This is a genomic window from Croceibacterium atlanticum (genome assembly GCF_001008165.2).
Classification (GTDB): Bacteria; Pseudomonadota; Alphaproteobacteria; order Sphingomonadales; family Sphingomonadaceae; genus Croceibacterium_C; species Croceibacterium_C atlanticum.
The window spans coordinates 1,999,614-2,013,502 of sequence record NZ_CP011452.2 but is presented as its reverse complement, the minus strand read 5'-3'; the positions used below and the strand labels follow the sequence as shown (position 1 = coordinate 2,013,502).

Genomic DNA, 13,889 nt, shown 5'->3' with positions numbered 1-13,889 from the left:
GCCCTAGCTGGCCGTGGCATGCCGCGCAAGCCGCGTCAGAGCTGCATCGCATCATGGTGCGGCGCCGGGCGCCCGCCACTGTCAGCCTGTGGGGGTTCCGCAATGCCGCGGCGGGTGAGTGCAAAACCCGCGAGCAATCCGACGGCGGCAAGCGGCAGGGCCGGAATGAATACGGCAAAGGATGCCGCCTGCGCCACGGCATCGGTCAGGCCTGCTCCGAAACCGGCCATATTGGCGGCCACACCGGCCAGGGCTGCCCCGGCCGATCCCCCCACTTGCCGCACGGTCATGAGAGCCGCGCTGCCGATGACTTCGTCCTCCTGCGAGAGATGGCGCAGGACGAGCCGATTCACGAGGCTGGAAGAAAGGCCGAAACCGGCCCCGGTCGTCGCGCCGGCAAGGACGATCAGCCCCAGGGAGAGCGTGGGGACGAAGACCAGCTGGAAAGTGGTGCCAAGCAAGATCAGGACCGAGCCGATCCGCACCCATGACCGTTCCCGCCCGCTCACCACATTGGCGACGATGAAGGCAGAAGGAGTCCAGGTCAGCGCCAGCGAGGCCACGACATAGCCCGCCTGCAGCGGCGAATAATCGAGCAATTGCTGGACCACGGGCGGGATATAGATGCTGAAAGCCATCATCGAGGCGGAGGTGGCGAAGATCGCCAGATAGGCCGCCCCCACGGGCGTGCGGGGATCGCCCGCGCGATGGGGCAGGAGCCGCGTTTTCGCGCGCCCATCCGCCACGAAGACGAGGGCCAGCAGCACGAAACCGGCGGCAATCGCAGCGATTGCCATGGCTGGCACATGCGTCATGTCCGCCAGGGCGATCATGCCGATGCCCGCCGCGACCAGCAGCAATTGCCGCACCGGCACCATCTTGCGCATGCTGGATGCACGGGCGCCGCGGAACAGGGGCGGGGCCAGCACGGCGAAGATGAGTGCCTGAACCACGAAAACCCAGAAAACCGCGCGCCAATTGCCCGCTGCGGCGAACAGGCCGCCGAACATCGGGCCGATCAGCGTGGCGACGCCCCAAACTCCGGATATGATCGCGAAAACCCGCGCCAGTTGCCGTTCCGGGAAAAGCTGGGCGATGGCGACCATGGCGAAACCGCTGAACCAGCCGCTGCCGATGCCCTGCACCAGTCGCCCGCCAAGAAACGTCACCATGTCCGGTGCGAGTGCGCTGGCGGCATTGCCCGCCGCGAAGACGAAGCCCGCGAAGGAGGATGCGCGGCCCAGGCCGAAGCTTTCGGCCAGCCGTCCGGCACTGGCGCCGGCCACGACCGATCCGATCAGGAACCCGGCGACCGCCCAGCTGAATGCGCCATAGCCGCCCAGTTCCGCCGAGACGCTGGGCATGATCGTGCTGCTGACCAGCGCATCCGCCGCATTCATCCACACGCCCAGAAGGATGATCAGGAGCCTGGGCAGGAATTCGGCAGAGCCTAGTTCGGCCCTTCCGCCTTTTTCAACTGCCGCCGCTTGCCCCATCGCGGAATACCCCCTTCGCCCGATCTCTTATCAGGAGGCGAGGCCGAGCAATATGTCCAGCACCTGTTGGGGTTGGTCGCTCATAACGTGATGAGATGATTCGCTTTCGTGATATTCCCAGGCCGGGTCGTGCTTCACCCGGTCACGGAACGGGGTGAATGGCGTGGGCTGCCAGCCGGACGCGAAGACATAGGCACGCCGCGGAATCTTGGCTTCTTCGCCGGTGAATTGCACAGCTTCGAGCAGGGTCAGCAGCGGATGCAGTCCGACCCTTCCCGGCACGACCGTGAAATCGATCGATCGGATTGGCGGCAAGAGGCCCGGCGTGAAGCGCTGCTTGTCGATATACCAATCATGCTCGGCCTCGCCCGTGATGTCCCATGCCGATTGCCCGTCCAGCGGCAGGAAGGCATCGAGATAGCAGATCGCGTCTATCCGCGCGCCGAGACGAGTGGCGACCATGGTGATGACCATGCCGCCATAGGAATGGCCGACCAGCACGAAACGGTCGAAACCCGCCTGCGCGATCTGTTCGCACACATCGTCCGCATGGTCGGACAGGGTAATGCCCGGATGAAGTTCCGACTGGCGAATGCCCAGTCCGCGAAGAGCGCAGACCAGCACATTGTGCCCTGCGGCCGTCAGGTCTTCCAACGTCCGGTCATAGCTGTGCCCACCGCCCCATGCGCCGTGGACGAGTACGTAATTGGCCATTTTGCGCCCCGTTATCCTTGCCGGAAAAGCAATGGCCCATGAAACCGCGCGGGTCCATGGGCCATCATGTGGGAGCCCGTTGCCGGGCCCCCGCTTGGAGTTGTGTCTACCGCTTACTTGCGGCTGGTGCGCCAGCCGGCCTGATAGGTCTCACGCGACATCTGGCTGTAGGGCACCGGCGAAACGATCGCCTTGACGTTGATCTGCTTGTGCGGCTCGACCGTGGTCTTGCTCGTGCCGCCATTCTCTTCGCCCCAGACCACTTCCAGCTCGGTGCCGAGCGGGATTTCGTGGTCGACAGTCGCCAGCGACAGAGCCTTCTTCTCGTTGAAGGAGTAGCCGGTGAAGAGCGACAGGCCGACAGTGTTGCCGCCAGCGTCCACGACCTTGTCGTAGTTGCTGTTGGCATAGTTGGCGAGCGGCAGGTCGAAGAACTTGTACTGTTCGCCTTCCGGATCGAACATGGAACCGACGATCTTCTTCATGTCGTCGGCGCTCCATTCCAGAGTCACCTTCTTGCGCTGTTCGTCCGGGTTCATCTTCTTCAGCGCGTCGGCGCCGATGAAGTCATGGTCGAACTTCACGAACGGGCCGTAACCCAGTTCCCACGGATTGAGGTAGTAATCCTCGATCTTCTCGCCAACGAAGGAACCGCCGATTGCGCCGGTTGCTTCGTAGCTGTCGGCACCCAGCCATTCGCGGTAATCCTTCAGCTCGTCGCCCGTGTAGATCGGGGGCAGCGGGCTGGGGATCCAGCCGGATTCCAGGGTGTTGGACGGATAGGCGCGCGAACCGACCGGGATCAGGCCGAATTCTTCACCTGCCTTCAGGATTTCCTCACGGATGTAATCCTGCTCGTCATAGGGGCCCCAGATTTCGAGACCCGGCGAGCCGGCCATGCCGTGGCGCAGGGTGCGCACGGTCTTGTTGCCGATCTTCATCTCGCTCATGTTGAAGAACTTGAGCTTTTCGAGCGTGCCGCCGTTCAGCTTCTCGATCACGTCCCAGGCGCGCGGGCCCTGGATCTGGAAGCGCCAGGAAATACGCTCCACCGGCTTGCCCATCGGGCGGCTCGGCGAACGCGGATCGTTGATGATCTCGACGTCGTATTTGCCCTTTTCAGCCTGGAACATCAGCCAGTTGGCGGCCGGTGCGCGGCCGACATAGACGAACTCTTCTTCTGCCAGCCAGAAGATGATGCCGTCGCCGATGACGTGACCAGCGGGAGTGGTCGGGACGTACTGCTTCGCCTTGTTGACCGCCCAGCCCTTCGGCGAGTTGATCATGGTGTCGGAAAGCAGCTTCAGTGCTTCGGGACCCTTGATATAAAGGTCAAACATGTGATGGGACTGGTCAAACAGCACGGCCGAGTGCTGCCAGGCCCACTGTTCGGAGCGCCAGTTGGAAAATTCCGGCGCTACGACCGGATAGACATAGGCGCCAATCTGCGAATTGCGCAGCTTGGTGACGATGTCAGGGGTGTTCTGCAGGATCTGCTCAAGATTCTCGGCCATTCAACCTTCCTCTCACTTGTGAATGAATCACATATACGAAAATTGTATGCGGCACATACAATATCTGGCAAAGGCTGCAAGCGATAAGAACGTTGCGCGGGAAAGGAATCTCAGACGATGAAGGTTGAAGCTCTCGATCACGTCAACATCATCACGGACCGGCTGGACGAGACGGCGGACTTCTACGCCGATCTGCTGGAGCTGGAACGTCGCGATGCGCCCCCTCCGCTCACTCCGCAGAACGCCACCTGGATGTTCGATGCGGAAGATCGGGCAATCATCCATATAAACTCGATCGATTGTCCCCGCGCCTATGATCGCGAGGTGACGCCTGGCCAGTTGACCGGCGCGCTGCATCATGTCGCGCTGAAATGCACCGGCTATGAAGACATGCTGCAACGGCTGGATGCGCGCGGCGCGGATTACCAGACCAATCTGGTTGAAGCGATCGGCCTGCGCCAGATCTTCACCGCCGATCCGAACAATGTGTTGCTGGAACTGAACTTCTTCGCCGATTGAGCGATCGCGTGGCGGCCGCTTTCCGGACATCCGGCAGCGATTGGTGAAAGTCCCCGCCACCGGGCGGGGGCTTTCGGAACGGGCGAAGGGGCGCGGCTAGGCCGGAACGCTCCCCGCCGAGGTAGTCCGGTACATTTCGCGCCGGAACCCGTCATAATCATTGGGCCCCAGATGCAGCGTCAGCCGGTTGTCCCACATGGCGACCATGCCCGGTTCCCACCGCAAGCGGCAAGTGAAACCGTGCTGGGTGATGTGGTGCACGAGGAAATCGAGGATCGGCTTCGCTTCGAAACTCGTCATGCCCTCAATCCCGACGGCATAATTCTCGTCCACGTAAAGCGATTCCTCGCCCGTTTCGGGATGGGTGCGGATCAGCGGATGGTAATGCCCCCTGATCCCTTCCTCATAGCGTTCCGGATCGGCGAAGCTGATCGCCTTGCCCAGCAGTTTTTCCTGCGTCGCGTAATTATTCGCTGCCGACATATGCACGCGGAGCGGACGCAGCATATCGCGATAGGCGCGGGAAAGATGGCGCAGGGCAAGCGCGCAATTGGCCCAGACCGTATCCCCGCCATAGGGCGGCACTTCCACTGAACGCAGTGTCGTGATGCTGGGCGGTTCGGCCAGGAAAGGGCTGTCCGTGTGCCAGCCGCCGCCGAACAGGGCCTTGGAACTCGTCTCCGCCTCTTTCACGATCGGGTGAACATCGCGGTGGCCGGGCACGCCCTGCGTATAGGCATCGACCGCGAAGGGGCCAAACCGGGCGGCAAATGCCTCATGCTCGGCATGGTCCAGATGCTGATCCCGCAGGAACAGCATCTTGTGATGATAAAGCGCCTGCCGGAAATCCTCGAAGGCTTCTTCCGACAGGTCGGGCAGGCGAATGCCGGTGATTTCCGCCCCGATCGCGCTGGTCAGCGGGATCGCGGTAAAATGCCGGCTTTCGAACGGATGGTTAGAGAACTCGCCGCTGGGCGAGACGCGTACTTCCCACATGGCTGTACCTCCTCTGGCTCAGTCGAGCTCGATCACTGTTTTTGCGAAACTTTCCGGCCCCCACGCATGGGCATAGGCGTCCTTGGCCTGATCGAAGCCGAAACGCGCACCGATCAGCGGTTCGATCCTGTTGGTATCGATTGCGGCATTGAGCTTCTTCGCCATGGCGACCGAGCCGACGAAGATCCCGCGCAGCGAGCCCCCGGTCATCATGAGGGACCGCGGATTGGGCCCGCCTTCCGGAGAAAGTACGCCGATAAAGGCCACTTCGCCCAAGGTGCGCAAAGATGCCATGGATTGTTCCGCAGTGCCGGCCCCGCCGACTTCCACCACCTTGTCCACTCCGCCAAATTGCCCGGCAACATGCGCGCCCCAATCGGCGGTGGTCTTGTAATTGAGCGTATGCGAGGCGCCGAGCGCCCGCACCCGTTCCAGCTTTTCATCGGAGGAGGAGGTGGCGATGACTTCGCAGCCGCCGGCGCGGGCCAGTTGCAGTGCCAGCATGGACACGCCGCCCGTGCCCAGCACCAGCACCTTCATGCCCGGCACCAGCGCACGCGGTCCTTCATAGAGAGCGTTCCAGGCCGTTACGCCCGCACAGGGAAGGCAGGCGGCCTGTGCGAAATCCAGCGTCTGTGCCATGGGCACCACCGCGCGTTCGGGCAGGACAACATATTCGGCCAGCATCCCCGGAGACATGCCGTCGCCCAGCGCGGGCCCCATGCGTGGCGGGCCTTCGACCCAGTCAGTGAAGAAGGATCCCTGCACGCGGTCCCCTTCCTTCACGGCGGTCACACCCGGACCGATCGCGGCCACTTCGCCGGCACCGTCCGAAAGCGGAATGGCGGGAGCTTTCAGCGCGCCGCCGAAATACTGGCCCGCGGCGACCGCGAAATCGCGATAGTTGATAGACCATGCGCGCAGGCGGATCAGAACTTCGCCCGGGCCAGGCTCAGGAGTCGGCAAATCCTCTTGATAGAGCTTGTCGAACCCGTCCGACCCTGCCGGCAACATCCATGCGCGCATTATAATCTCTCCCTTTTTTCTATCTTCTATTCGCGTCCGTCGCCGCTCCATGTCCGCAGGCCGGGCTGGGTCCGGTCTTCGCTGGTCAGCGCCGCCTGAACGGCTGGCCGCCGGGAGATCGTATCCCGCCAGCGGACCAGGTTCGGATAAGTAGCGTCAACGGCCAGATCGGGGAACATCCGGTCCGCCATTACGCCGCAATGGGAATAGAAATTGATGTCCGCCAGAGTGTAGGCATCGCCGGTCAGCCATTCTGTCTCGGCCAGCTGCCGGTCCACTTTCTCCAGCGCATAGACGATCTTGTCCATCGCATTGGCCAGGTCTGCTTCGCTGAATCCGGACCGGGCCGTGCGCCATTTCTTGCGCTGGTCCGGCAGGGGGACATGGCTCATCAATTCCTCGAACCTGTCATCCTCTATGCTTTTGGTGACGACGCGGATGAGCCGGTGCCAACCATGCATGGAGACATGGTTCATCACCTGTTCGTCCACGAACTTGTTCCAGTATCGCATCCGCGCCGCGCCTGCCGGATCGCGCGGCCGCAACGGGCCATCCGCCGGGTTGGCATCGGGGAAGGCGTCTTCCAGATATTCGTTGATCACCGTGGTGTGGGTGATGATCGTGCCGTCATGGTCCAGCACCGGAACCTGCCCTTCCGGATTGATCGCCACGAACCAGTCCGAATGTTGTTCGAACCTGTGCAGGTCGACATAGACGCTTTCATATTCCAGCGCCTTTTCCTTCAGGGGAATCATCGACTTTAGCGAATTCGCCAGCGGCTCCGCATGGTAATATTTCAGCGCCACGGGGTCAGACTTCGATCGATTCCAGCACGCCGCCATCGACGGCCCAGTCCTGCCCGGTCACATGGCTGGCAGCGTCGGAAAGCAGGAAGGCTGCGACTTCGGCCAGCTCCTCGCTCGTGCCCATGCGCCGCTGCGGGATGCGGGCTTCGATCTTGCCCTGCTGTTCGGGCGGGATGCGGTCCAGCGCTTCGGTCCGGATGAAGCCGGGGATGATGCAATTGCAGCGTATGTTATGCGGCGCCATTTCCACCGCGATGGCGCGGGCCAGGCCCAGCACGCCATGCTTGGAGGCGACATAGGCCGGGTTCATCGCCATGCCGCGCTTGCTGCCCATGCTGCCGGTGACGAGGATTGCCCCCTTCTTCGCTTCGATCATGGCGGGCAGCACTTTCTGGATAGCCCAGAAAACGCTAGTGAGATTCACCCTGATCGTTTCCTCGAACACGTCCGGATCGAAGGAGACGGCGGGGGTAAAGCCGCCGGTCAGTCCGGCATTGGCGAACAGGCCTTCTATCGGGCCGAAATGCGCCGCCGCATCGTCCAGCGCCTGTTCCAGCTGCGCCTTGTCACCGACATCGGTGGCAAAACCCACCGCATTGGCGCCGATGCCGGAAACCGCCTCGTCCAGCACGTTCCTGCGCCGGGCGAGCATGGAAACGCGGGCACCGCGTGCGGCGAACATCTGTGCGGAAACCAGCCCGATCCCGCTCGAAGCGCCGGTGACGACGATATGCTTGCCGTTGAAGTCCATTCTTTTCTTATCCTCCCCCGCCTGTCTTTCAGGTCAGGCCCAGCAGCTTGGCTGCGTTGTCCTTCATGATGCCGGGCATCACTTCCTCGCGGAAGCCGACATCCTGCGCGGTCTTGATCCATTTGTCCGGATGGATCAGCGGGAAGTCGCTGCCGAACAGCATCTTATGCTTCAGCTGCGTGTTGGCGTACTGGATCACCTGCTTGGGGAAGTATTTCGGGCTCCAGCCGGACAGGTCGATGTAAACATTCGTCTTGTGCAGCGCCATGGAAAGGCTTTCATCCACCCAGGGCCAGCTGGGATGGGCGAGGATGATCTTCATGTCGGGGAAATCCACCGCGACATCATCAACCAGCATCGGTTCGCCATATTTCAGGCGCATCCCGCCGCCGCCGCGCATGCCGGTGCCCATGCCGGAATGGCCGGTGTGGAAGATGGCAGGCAGCTTGTATTCGTTGATCACCTCGTAAATCGGGTAACCCATCTTGTCGCCGGGATCGCAATTCTGGGCGATGTGGTGGAACTTGAAGCCTTTCACCCCGTAATTCTTGATCAGATCCTCTGCCTCGCGCGCGCCGAACTTGCCCTTGTGCGGGTCGATGCTGGCGAAGGCCATGCAGATATCGTCATTCTTGGCGGCCATTTCGGCCACTTCGTAATTGCTCACGCGTTTGGCGCCCATGCCGCTTTCGGCATCCACGGTGAACAGGCAGAGCGCGATCTGCGTTTCGCGGTAAAGCTCTATAATCTCGGGCATTTTGGGCCGTTCGCGCGGCGCCTTGAAATAGGCGCTGGCCGCGTCGAAGAACTGGCCCATGACCGGATCTTCAGGATCGTGGCAGGAGATCTCCGCATGTACGTGTACGTCGATGGCGCGGATCTTCGACAGGTCGATGGGCACGAATTATCTCCTCTCCTGAATACAACGGGGCCCGCCCCGGCCATGCCGGTAGCGGGCCCCTGAATGCAACAGCTTATTACAGCTTCATGATGACCGACTTGGTCTCCATGTAAGCTTCCAGGCCCAGGCGGCCCTGTTCGTGGCCGACGCCGGATTCCTTGTAGCCGCCGAAGGGCAGGGCCGGGTCGATCATGGCGTGGCAATTGATCCACACCGTGCCCGCCTGCAGCTTGCTGGCGATCTGGTGCGCGGCGGAAGCGTTCTTGGTCCACACGCCGGCGGCCAGGCCATATTGCGTGTCGTTGGCGTCCTTCACCACTTCGTCCAGATCCTCGAACCGCTGGGCGACGACGACCGGGCCGAAGATTTCTTCGCGAACCACGCTCATCTGCGGGTTCACATCGGTGAGGATGGTCGGGTTGACGTAATAGCCGCCATCGCTGGACGGGCTGTCGCCACCCATCAGCACGCTGGCGCCATCACGCTTGCCGGCATCGATATAGCCCAGCACGCGTTCCTGCTGCTCCTTGGAAACGAGCGGGCCCATATGGCCTTCCGGGTCGAGCGAGGCGCGCGGAGCCCAGAAGGGGGCGGTTTCGGCCATGCCTTCAACCACTTTGTCGAACACGCTCTTATGCGCGTAAAGGCGCGAACCGGCCACGCAGACCTGGCCCGAATTGAAGAAGATCGCCTGGGAAACGCCCGGTGCGGTTTCCGCGATATCGACATCGGGCATGACCACGACCGGGCTCTTGCCGCCCAGTTCCAGCGTGACATGCTTCAGCGTGTCGGTGGCGTTGCGGTTGATCAGCTTGCCGATTTCGGTCGAACCGGTGAAGGCCACCTTGTCGACATCGGGATGCTTGACCAGCCGGTCGCCGCCCGTGTGGCCATAGCCGGTGACGATGTTGACCACACCGGCGGGAACGCCCGCCTCGTTGATCAGATCGGCCAGGCGCAGGGCGGTCAGGCTGGTCTGTTCGGCGGGCTTGAGGATCGTGGTGCAGCCCGCGGCCAGTGCCGGGGCGATCTTCAGGCAGGCCATCAGCAGCGGGAAGTTCCACGGCACGATCTGTGCGCAGACGCCCACCGGTTCCTTCAGCGTATAGGCGAACATCATGCCGCCGGGCATGGAATAGGGGGGCAGCGTCTCGCCGCCGGCCTTGCCGGCCCAGCCCGCCATGTAACGGAAATGGGCGGCCGCGCCGGGCACGTCCACCACGGCGGCCATGCCCTTGGGCTTGCCCACGTCGATCGCTTCCAGTTCGGCCAGCTCATCCGCATGGGCTTCGATCAGATCGGCGATCTTGTGCATGATCTTTTCGCGCGCCACGGGCGGCATATCGCGCCAGCGGCGATCGTCGAAAGCTGCACGGGCGGCAGCAACGGCACGGTCGATATCCTTGTCCGTCGCTTCGACGAATTTGGAAATGACCTTGCCCGAAGACGGGTCTTCCACGTCGATTGTGGCGTCGCCGCTGGAATCCACCCACTCGCCATTGATGAAGAGCTGCGGCTTGCGGGCGAGCGCCTTCTTGGCGGCCTCGGAATATTCACGCTGTGTGCGATCGATGGTGGTGACTTCGTTCATCTGACCAGGTCCTTTCCCGAAACGAATCCTTTGTGTCTCAATCTAGCAAACGGTCTGGCAGCTGCCTACGTGCCGTCATGCCCATGCGACGCAAATTCTAACGGTCGTTAGAATTGCTGGTCGCGCATGTCGAGTGGTTCTAGCTGCCCAGACCGCCCAGTTTCTTGTCCTCGTTCGCGCGGAAGATGACATATTGGCGGATCGCCTCGATCTTCTCCTTGCCGATCGAGGGGGCGAAACTGGCCATGCCGTTATCCGCCAGCGCGCCGTCATGGACGATCATCTGCCAGCTGTCGGCATTGTCGAGCACCGCGCTGCGCCGCAGATCGGGCAGCACGGTGGAACCGATCGCCGCGTCGCCATGGCACTGCCCGCAATAGCGGCCGTAATTATATCCGCCCAAAGTCACCTGTTCCTTCGTGCCGCGGAAGGGCGGCGGGTCGAGCGGCATACGGTCCAGCGGCGGGGCGGGCGGCAATTCGCCATTCGCGCCCAGCTTGAACACCAGCAGGCGGGAAATATTGCGCACCGGACCCGATCGTTCGGACAGGATGCCGCCCGGCGCCAGGGTCCAGATGCCGCCCCATCCGGCAAGGACGGCAACATATTGTTCGCCATCCAGTTCATAGGTGATGGGCGGGGCAACGATCCCGGTCTGCGCGGGGAAGGACCATAATTCCTTCCCGTCATGCGCGTCATAGGCGACGAAATTGCCGGCTGCCGTCCCCTGGAACAGCAATCCGCCAGCCGTCGCCAGCAAACCGCCATTCCACGGCCCCGGATATTGCACGCGCCAGCGTTCTTCCTGTTTCACCGGGTCCCAGGCGATCAGTGCGCCCTTGGTGGAATCCGCGGTTGCCTGGCGAATGGCGGCATCGGGCGGCATGGCCCCCGCGCCCATGTCCACGCCCACGTTGAAGCCCCGCGCCGTGTCCGGTTTCCAGTCCTTTTCCGGGACATAGGGGAAGCCGGCCTCTATCGCCGGGATATAGACCAGCCCTTCTACCGGATTGAAGGCCATCGGGTGCCAGCTATGTCCGCCCCCGGCGCCCGGCATGGAAACGAATGGCTTGCCGGTCTTGTCATAGCGTGCCTCCGGATTTTCGATCGGGCGGCCGGTGGCCATGTCGATCCCGGTGGTCCAGTTCTGCGGCACGTAATTATTGGCGGAAATCAGTTCGCCCGTCTCGCGGTCGATGACATAGAAATAGCCGTTCTTCGGCGCCTGCATCAGCACCTTGCGCTGCTGCCCATCCATTTCGAGATCGGCCAGCATGATATGCTGCGTGGCGGTGAAGTCCCAGGTTTCGCCGGGCGTCGTCTGGTAATGCCAGACATATTCGCCGGTTTCCGGCTTCAGCGCGACGATGGATGACAGATAGAGATTGTCGCCCCCGCCCGGAGAGCGATAGGACTGGTTCCACGGCGATCCGTTGCCCACGCCGATATAGAGCAGGTCCAGATCCGGGTCATAGGCCATGGCGTCCCAAACCGTGCCGCCGCCGCCCAGTTTCCAGAATTCGCCATTCCAGGTTTCGCGGGCCTTCGCCAGATAGTCCGGCTCAGCCGCTTCTTCCTGCGGATCGCCCGGCACGGTGTAGAAGCGCCAGAGCTGATCCCCGCTGTTTGCGTCATAGGCGGTAATATATCCGCGCACGCCATATTCGGCGCCGCCATTGCCGATCAGCACCTTGCCATCGATGACGCGCGGTGCGCCGGTGATCGTATAGGGCTTGGTCCTGTCGGTCGTTTCCCTGGACCAGGCAACTTCGCCCGTATCGCGATCAAGCGCGACCAGCCGCCCGTCGAACGTGCCGAGGAACAATTTGTCCCCCCATGCGGCCAGCCCGCGATTGACCACGTCGCAGCAGCCATAGGCGCCCCATTCGCCGGGCACTTCGGGATCGTAATCCCACAGCAATTCGCCGCTGCGCGCATCATAGGCTTTCACCTTGCTCCACGCAGTGCTGGTGAAGATCTTGCCGTCGATGACCAGCGGAGTCGCTTCCTGGCCGCGCGCAGTGTCCAGATCCGCGAACCAGGCCAGGCCGAGATCCGCGACATTGCCGGTGCCGATCCCGGTCAGCGGGGAATATCTCTGTTCGGAATAATCGCGGCCATAGGTCAGCCATTCCTTGCCGTCCGCTGCAGTGATCAGGGCGCCGGTCACCCCGTCCTTGGAGGAGCCTTGCGCGTCCCCGTTGCAGCCAGCCAGGCCCAGCGCGAGTGCGCCGGCCAGTATCAACCCCGCCTTTTTCATTGACCCCTCCCAAGGACCTTTTCGTATGTGATGCTTACAATTGTAGAGTCTTTTGGGTCAAGCGCCGCTGTTGCACACTCGCTCTCCCAATTGCCCGTTGCGGAAGGCAGGGGGATGAGCGTATCTTCTTGGCGTCAGTCGAGCGCGAGCCCGCGTTATGACCGCTGGCTTGGATAATTCTTTACCAAGACAGGACATTTCCCATGACTACCAAGCTGCCTTTGCGCGCCGACCATGTCGGTTCATTCCTGCGACCGCGTTCCGTGGTGGAGGCGCGCGAACACCGCGCCGCAGGTAATATCGACTATGCGGCCCTGCGCCAGATCGAGGACGAGGCGATTGCCGAACTCGTGAAATGGCAAGAAGGACTCGGCCTCAAATCGATCACCGATGGCGAGTTCCGGCGTTACTTCTTCCATACTGATTTCCTGCTTCAGCTATCGGGTGTCGAAGAACAGGGCGGTATTGAAAAGGCATTCAAGAACGATACCGGCAAGGATGTGCATTTTGCGCCGCCGAAAATGGTCGTCACCGGTAAGATCGAACATGTGAAGCCGATCCAGAAAGCCGATTACGAATATCTGGCCTCCGTCGCCACCGAAACACCCAAGGTCGCCATTCCCAGCCCGACCATGCTGCATTTCCGCGCCGGCCGGCAGGGCATTCCGGAAGATGTCTATCCCGAAATGGATGCATTCTACGCCGATGTCGCCGCGGCCTACCGTGCAGAAGTGGATAGTCTGGCGGAGGCCGGTTGCCGCTATTTGCAGATGGACGATACCAATCTCGCCTATCTCTGCGACGAGAGCCACCGGGACGATGCCCGCGCACGGGGCATGGATCCCGACGAAACGCCGCGCCAATATGCGGCCCTGATCAATGATGCTTTCGGTTCCGCCCCGTCCGACATGATCAAGGCGATCCATCTGTGCCGAGGTAATTTCCGCAGTTCATGGGCGGCCGAAGGCGGCTATGAGCCGGTGGCGGAGATCATGTTCAACGAACTGGATATTGACGCCTTCTTCCTGGAATATGACGATCCGCGCTCGGGCGATTTCGCGCCCCTGCGTTTCCTGCCCAAGGGCAAGACGGTCGTACTCGGCCTCGTCACCACCAAGCTGGGGCAGTTGGAAAGCAAGGACGATATCAAGCGCCGGATCGACGAAGCGAGCAAGTTTGCCGATCTCGATCAGCTCGCCCTCAGCCCGCAATGCGGCTTTGCCAGCACCGTCCACGGAAATGATCTGACCACGGAACAGCAGGCGGACAAGATACGCCTCTGCGTGGAAGTGGCAGAAGAAGTCTGGGGCTGAAC

At 62.0% G+C, this 13,889-nt stretch carries 12 protein-coding genes; 2 read left to right on the top strand and 10 right to left on the bottom strand.

Going from position 1 to position 13,889, the window contains the following annotated elements; all coding sequences use genetic code 11:
• Window positions 1–35 precede the first annotated feature (35 nt).
• The 3 genes from WYH_RS09510 to ligM form a co-directional block, all read right to left on the bottom strand.
• On the bottom strand, window positions 36–1,496 hold the full coding sequence (locus tag WYH_RS09510; protein ID WP_046903638.1) for an MFS transporter: 1,461 nt from the start codon (window positions 1,494–1,496) through the stop codon (window positions 36–38).
• Between the two features lie 30 nt (window positions 1,497–1,526).
• The gene (locus WYH_RS09505) at window positions 1,527–2,210 is read right to left on the bottom strand and encodes an alpha/beta hydrolase (protein ID WP_046903637.1); all 684 of its coding nucleotides are present in this window, start codon (window positions 2,208–2,210) and stop codon (window positions 1,527–1,529) included.
• A gap of 113 nt (window positions 2,211–2,323) precedes the next feature.
• Window positions 2,324–3,724, bottom strand: a complete 1,401-nt coding sequence (gene ligM, locus WYH_RS09500; protein WP_046903636.1) for a vanillate/3-O-methylgallate O-demethylase — start codon at window positions 3,722–3,724, stop codon at window positions 2,324–2,326.
• A 117-nt stretch (window positions 3,725–3,841) separates the two neighbouring features.
• On the opposite strand from ligM, the gene WYH_RS09495 reads away from it, so the two are divergent.
• Window positions 3,842–4,243 (top strand): VOC family protein, encoded by a 402-nt coding sequence (locus WYH_RS09495; RefSeq protein ID WP_046903635.1) that lies wholly within the window; start codon window positions 3,842–3,844, stop codon window positions 4,241–4,243.
• Window positions 4,244–4,339: 96 nt separating this feature from the next.
• Here WYH_RS09495 and WYH_RS09490 read toward each other — a convergent pair whose 3' ends face one another.
• From WYH_RS09490 to WYH_RS09460, 7 genes are all read right to left on the bottom strand, one after another.
• The gene (locus WYH_RS09490; protein ID WP_046903634.1) at window positions 4,340–5,239 is read right to left on the bottom strand and encodes a TauD/TfdA dioxygenase family protein; all 900 of its coding nucleotides are present in this window, start codon (window positions 5,237–5,239) and stop codon (window positions 4,340–4,342) included.
• Window positions 5,240–5,257: 18 nt separating this feature from the next.
• Complete coding sequence (locus WYH_RS09485) at window positions 5,258–6,265, bottom strand: zinc-dependent alcohol dehydrogenase family protein (RefSeq protein ID WP_046903633.1); 1,008 nt, start codon at window positions 6,263–6,265, stop codon at window positions 5,258–5,260.
• A gap of 26 nt (window positions 6,266–6,291) precedes the next feature.
• The gene (locus tag WYH_RS09480) at window positions 6,292–7,107 is read right to left on the bottom strand and encodes a glutathione S-transferase family protein (RefSeq protein WP_082347938.1); all 816 of its coding nucleotides are present in this window, start codon (window positions 7,105–7,107) and stop codon (window positions 6,292–6,294) included.
• Window positions 7,076–7,822, bottom strand: coding sequence for an SDR family NAD(P)-dependent oxidoreductase (locus tag WYH_RS09475; RefSeq protein ID WP_046903632.1), 747 nt, complete (start codon window positions 7,820–7,822; stop codon window positions 7,076–7,078). The genes WYH_RS09480 and WYH_RS09475 overlap by 32 nt, the downstream gene beginning before the upstream one ends.
• 28 nt (window positions 7,823–7,850) lie before the next feature.
• Entirely contained in the window at window positions 7,851–8,723 is an 873-nt protein-coding gene (locus WYH_RS09470) for an amidohydrolase family protein (protein WP_046903631.1), read from the bottom strand.
• 76 nt (window positions 8,724–8,799) lie between these two features.
• Window positions 8,800–10,314, bottom strand: a complete 1,515-nt coding sequence (locus WYH_RS09465; RefSeq protein WP_046903630.1) for an aldehyde dehydrogenase family protein — start codon at window positions 10,312–10,314, stop codon at window positions 8,800–8,802.
• Window positions 10,315–10,453: 139 nt separating this feature from the next.
• The gene (locus tag WYH_RS09460; RefSeq protein WP_046903629.1) at window positions 10,454–12,574 is read right to left on the bottom strand and encodes a PQQ-dependent dehydrogenase, methanol/ethanol family; all 2,121 of its coding nucleotides are present in this window, start codon (window positions 12,572–12,574) and stop codon (window positions 10,454–10,456) included.
• 203 nt (window positions 12,575–12,777) lie between these two features.
• Between WYH_RS09460 and WYH_RS09455 the strand changes: the two genes are divergently transcribed.
• Window positions 12,778–13,887 carry a 5-methyltetrahydropteroyltriglutamate--homocysteine S-methyltransferase gene (locus WYH_RS09455; RefSeq protein WP_046903628.1) on the top strand — a complete coding sequence of 370 codons (1,110 nt, stop codon included), beginning with the start codon at window positions 12,778–12,780 and terminating at the stop codon, window positions 13,885–13,887.
• Window positions 13,888–13,889 lie beyond the last annotated feature (2 nt).

Bases quoted from the DNA above. Each gene is read 5' to 3' on its own strand.
- WYH_RS09510 (WP_046903638.1), bottom strand. From the start codon at position 1,496: ATGGGGCAAGCGGCGGCAGTTGAAAAAGGCGGAAGGGCCGAACTAGGC.
- WYH_RS09505 (WP_046903637.1), bottom strand. From the start codon at position 2,210: ATGGCCAATTACGTACTCGTCCACGGCGCATGGGGCGGTGGGCACAGC.
- ligM (WP_046903636.1), bottom strand. From the start codon at position 3,724: ATGGCCGAGAATCTTGAGCAGATCCTGCAGAACACCCCTGACATCGTC.
- WYH_RS09495 (WP_046903635.1), top strand. From the start codon at position 3,842: ATGAAGGTTGAAGCTCTCGATCACGTCAACATCATCACGGACCGGCTG.
- WYH_RS09490 (WP_046903634.1), bottom strand. From the start codon at position 5,239: ATGTGGGAAGTACGCGTCTCGCCCAGCGGCGAGTTCTCTAACCATCCG.
- WYH_RS09485 (WP_046903633.1), bottom strand. From the start codon at position 6,265: ATGCGCGCATGGATGTTGCCGGCAGGGTCGGACGGGTTCGACAAGCTC.
- WYH_RS09480 (WP_082347938.1), bottom strand. From the start codon at position 7,107: ATGGCGGCGTGCTGGAATCGATCGAAGTCTGACCCCGTGGCGCTGAAA.
- WYH_RS09475 (WP_046903632.1), bottom strand. From the start codon at position 7,822: ATGGACTTCAACGGCAAGCATATCGTCGTCACCGGCGCTTCGAGCGGG.
- WYH_RS09465 (WP_046903630.1), bottom strand. From the start codon at position 10,314: ATGAACGAAGTCACCACCATCGATCGCACACAGCGTGAATATTCCGAG.
- WYH_RS09460 (WP_046903629.1), bottom strand. From the start codon at position 12,574: ATGAAAAAGGCGGGGTTGATACTGGCCGGCGCACTCGCGCTGGGCCTG.
- WYH_RS09455 (WP_046903628.1), top strand. From the start codon at position 12,778: ATGACTACCAAGCTGCCTTTGCGCGCCGACCATGTCGGTTCATTCCTG.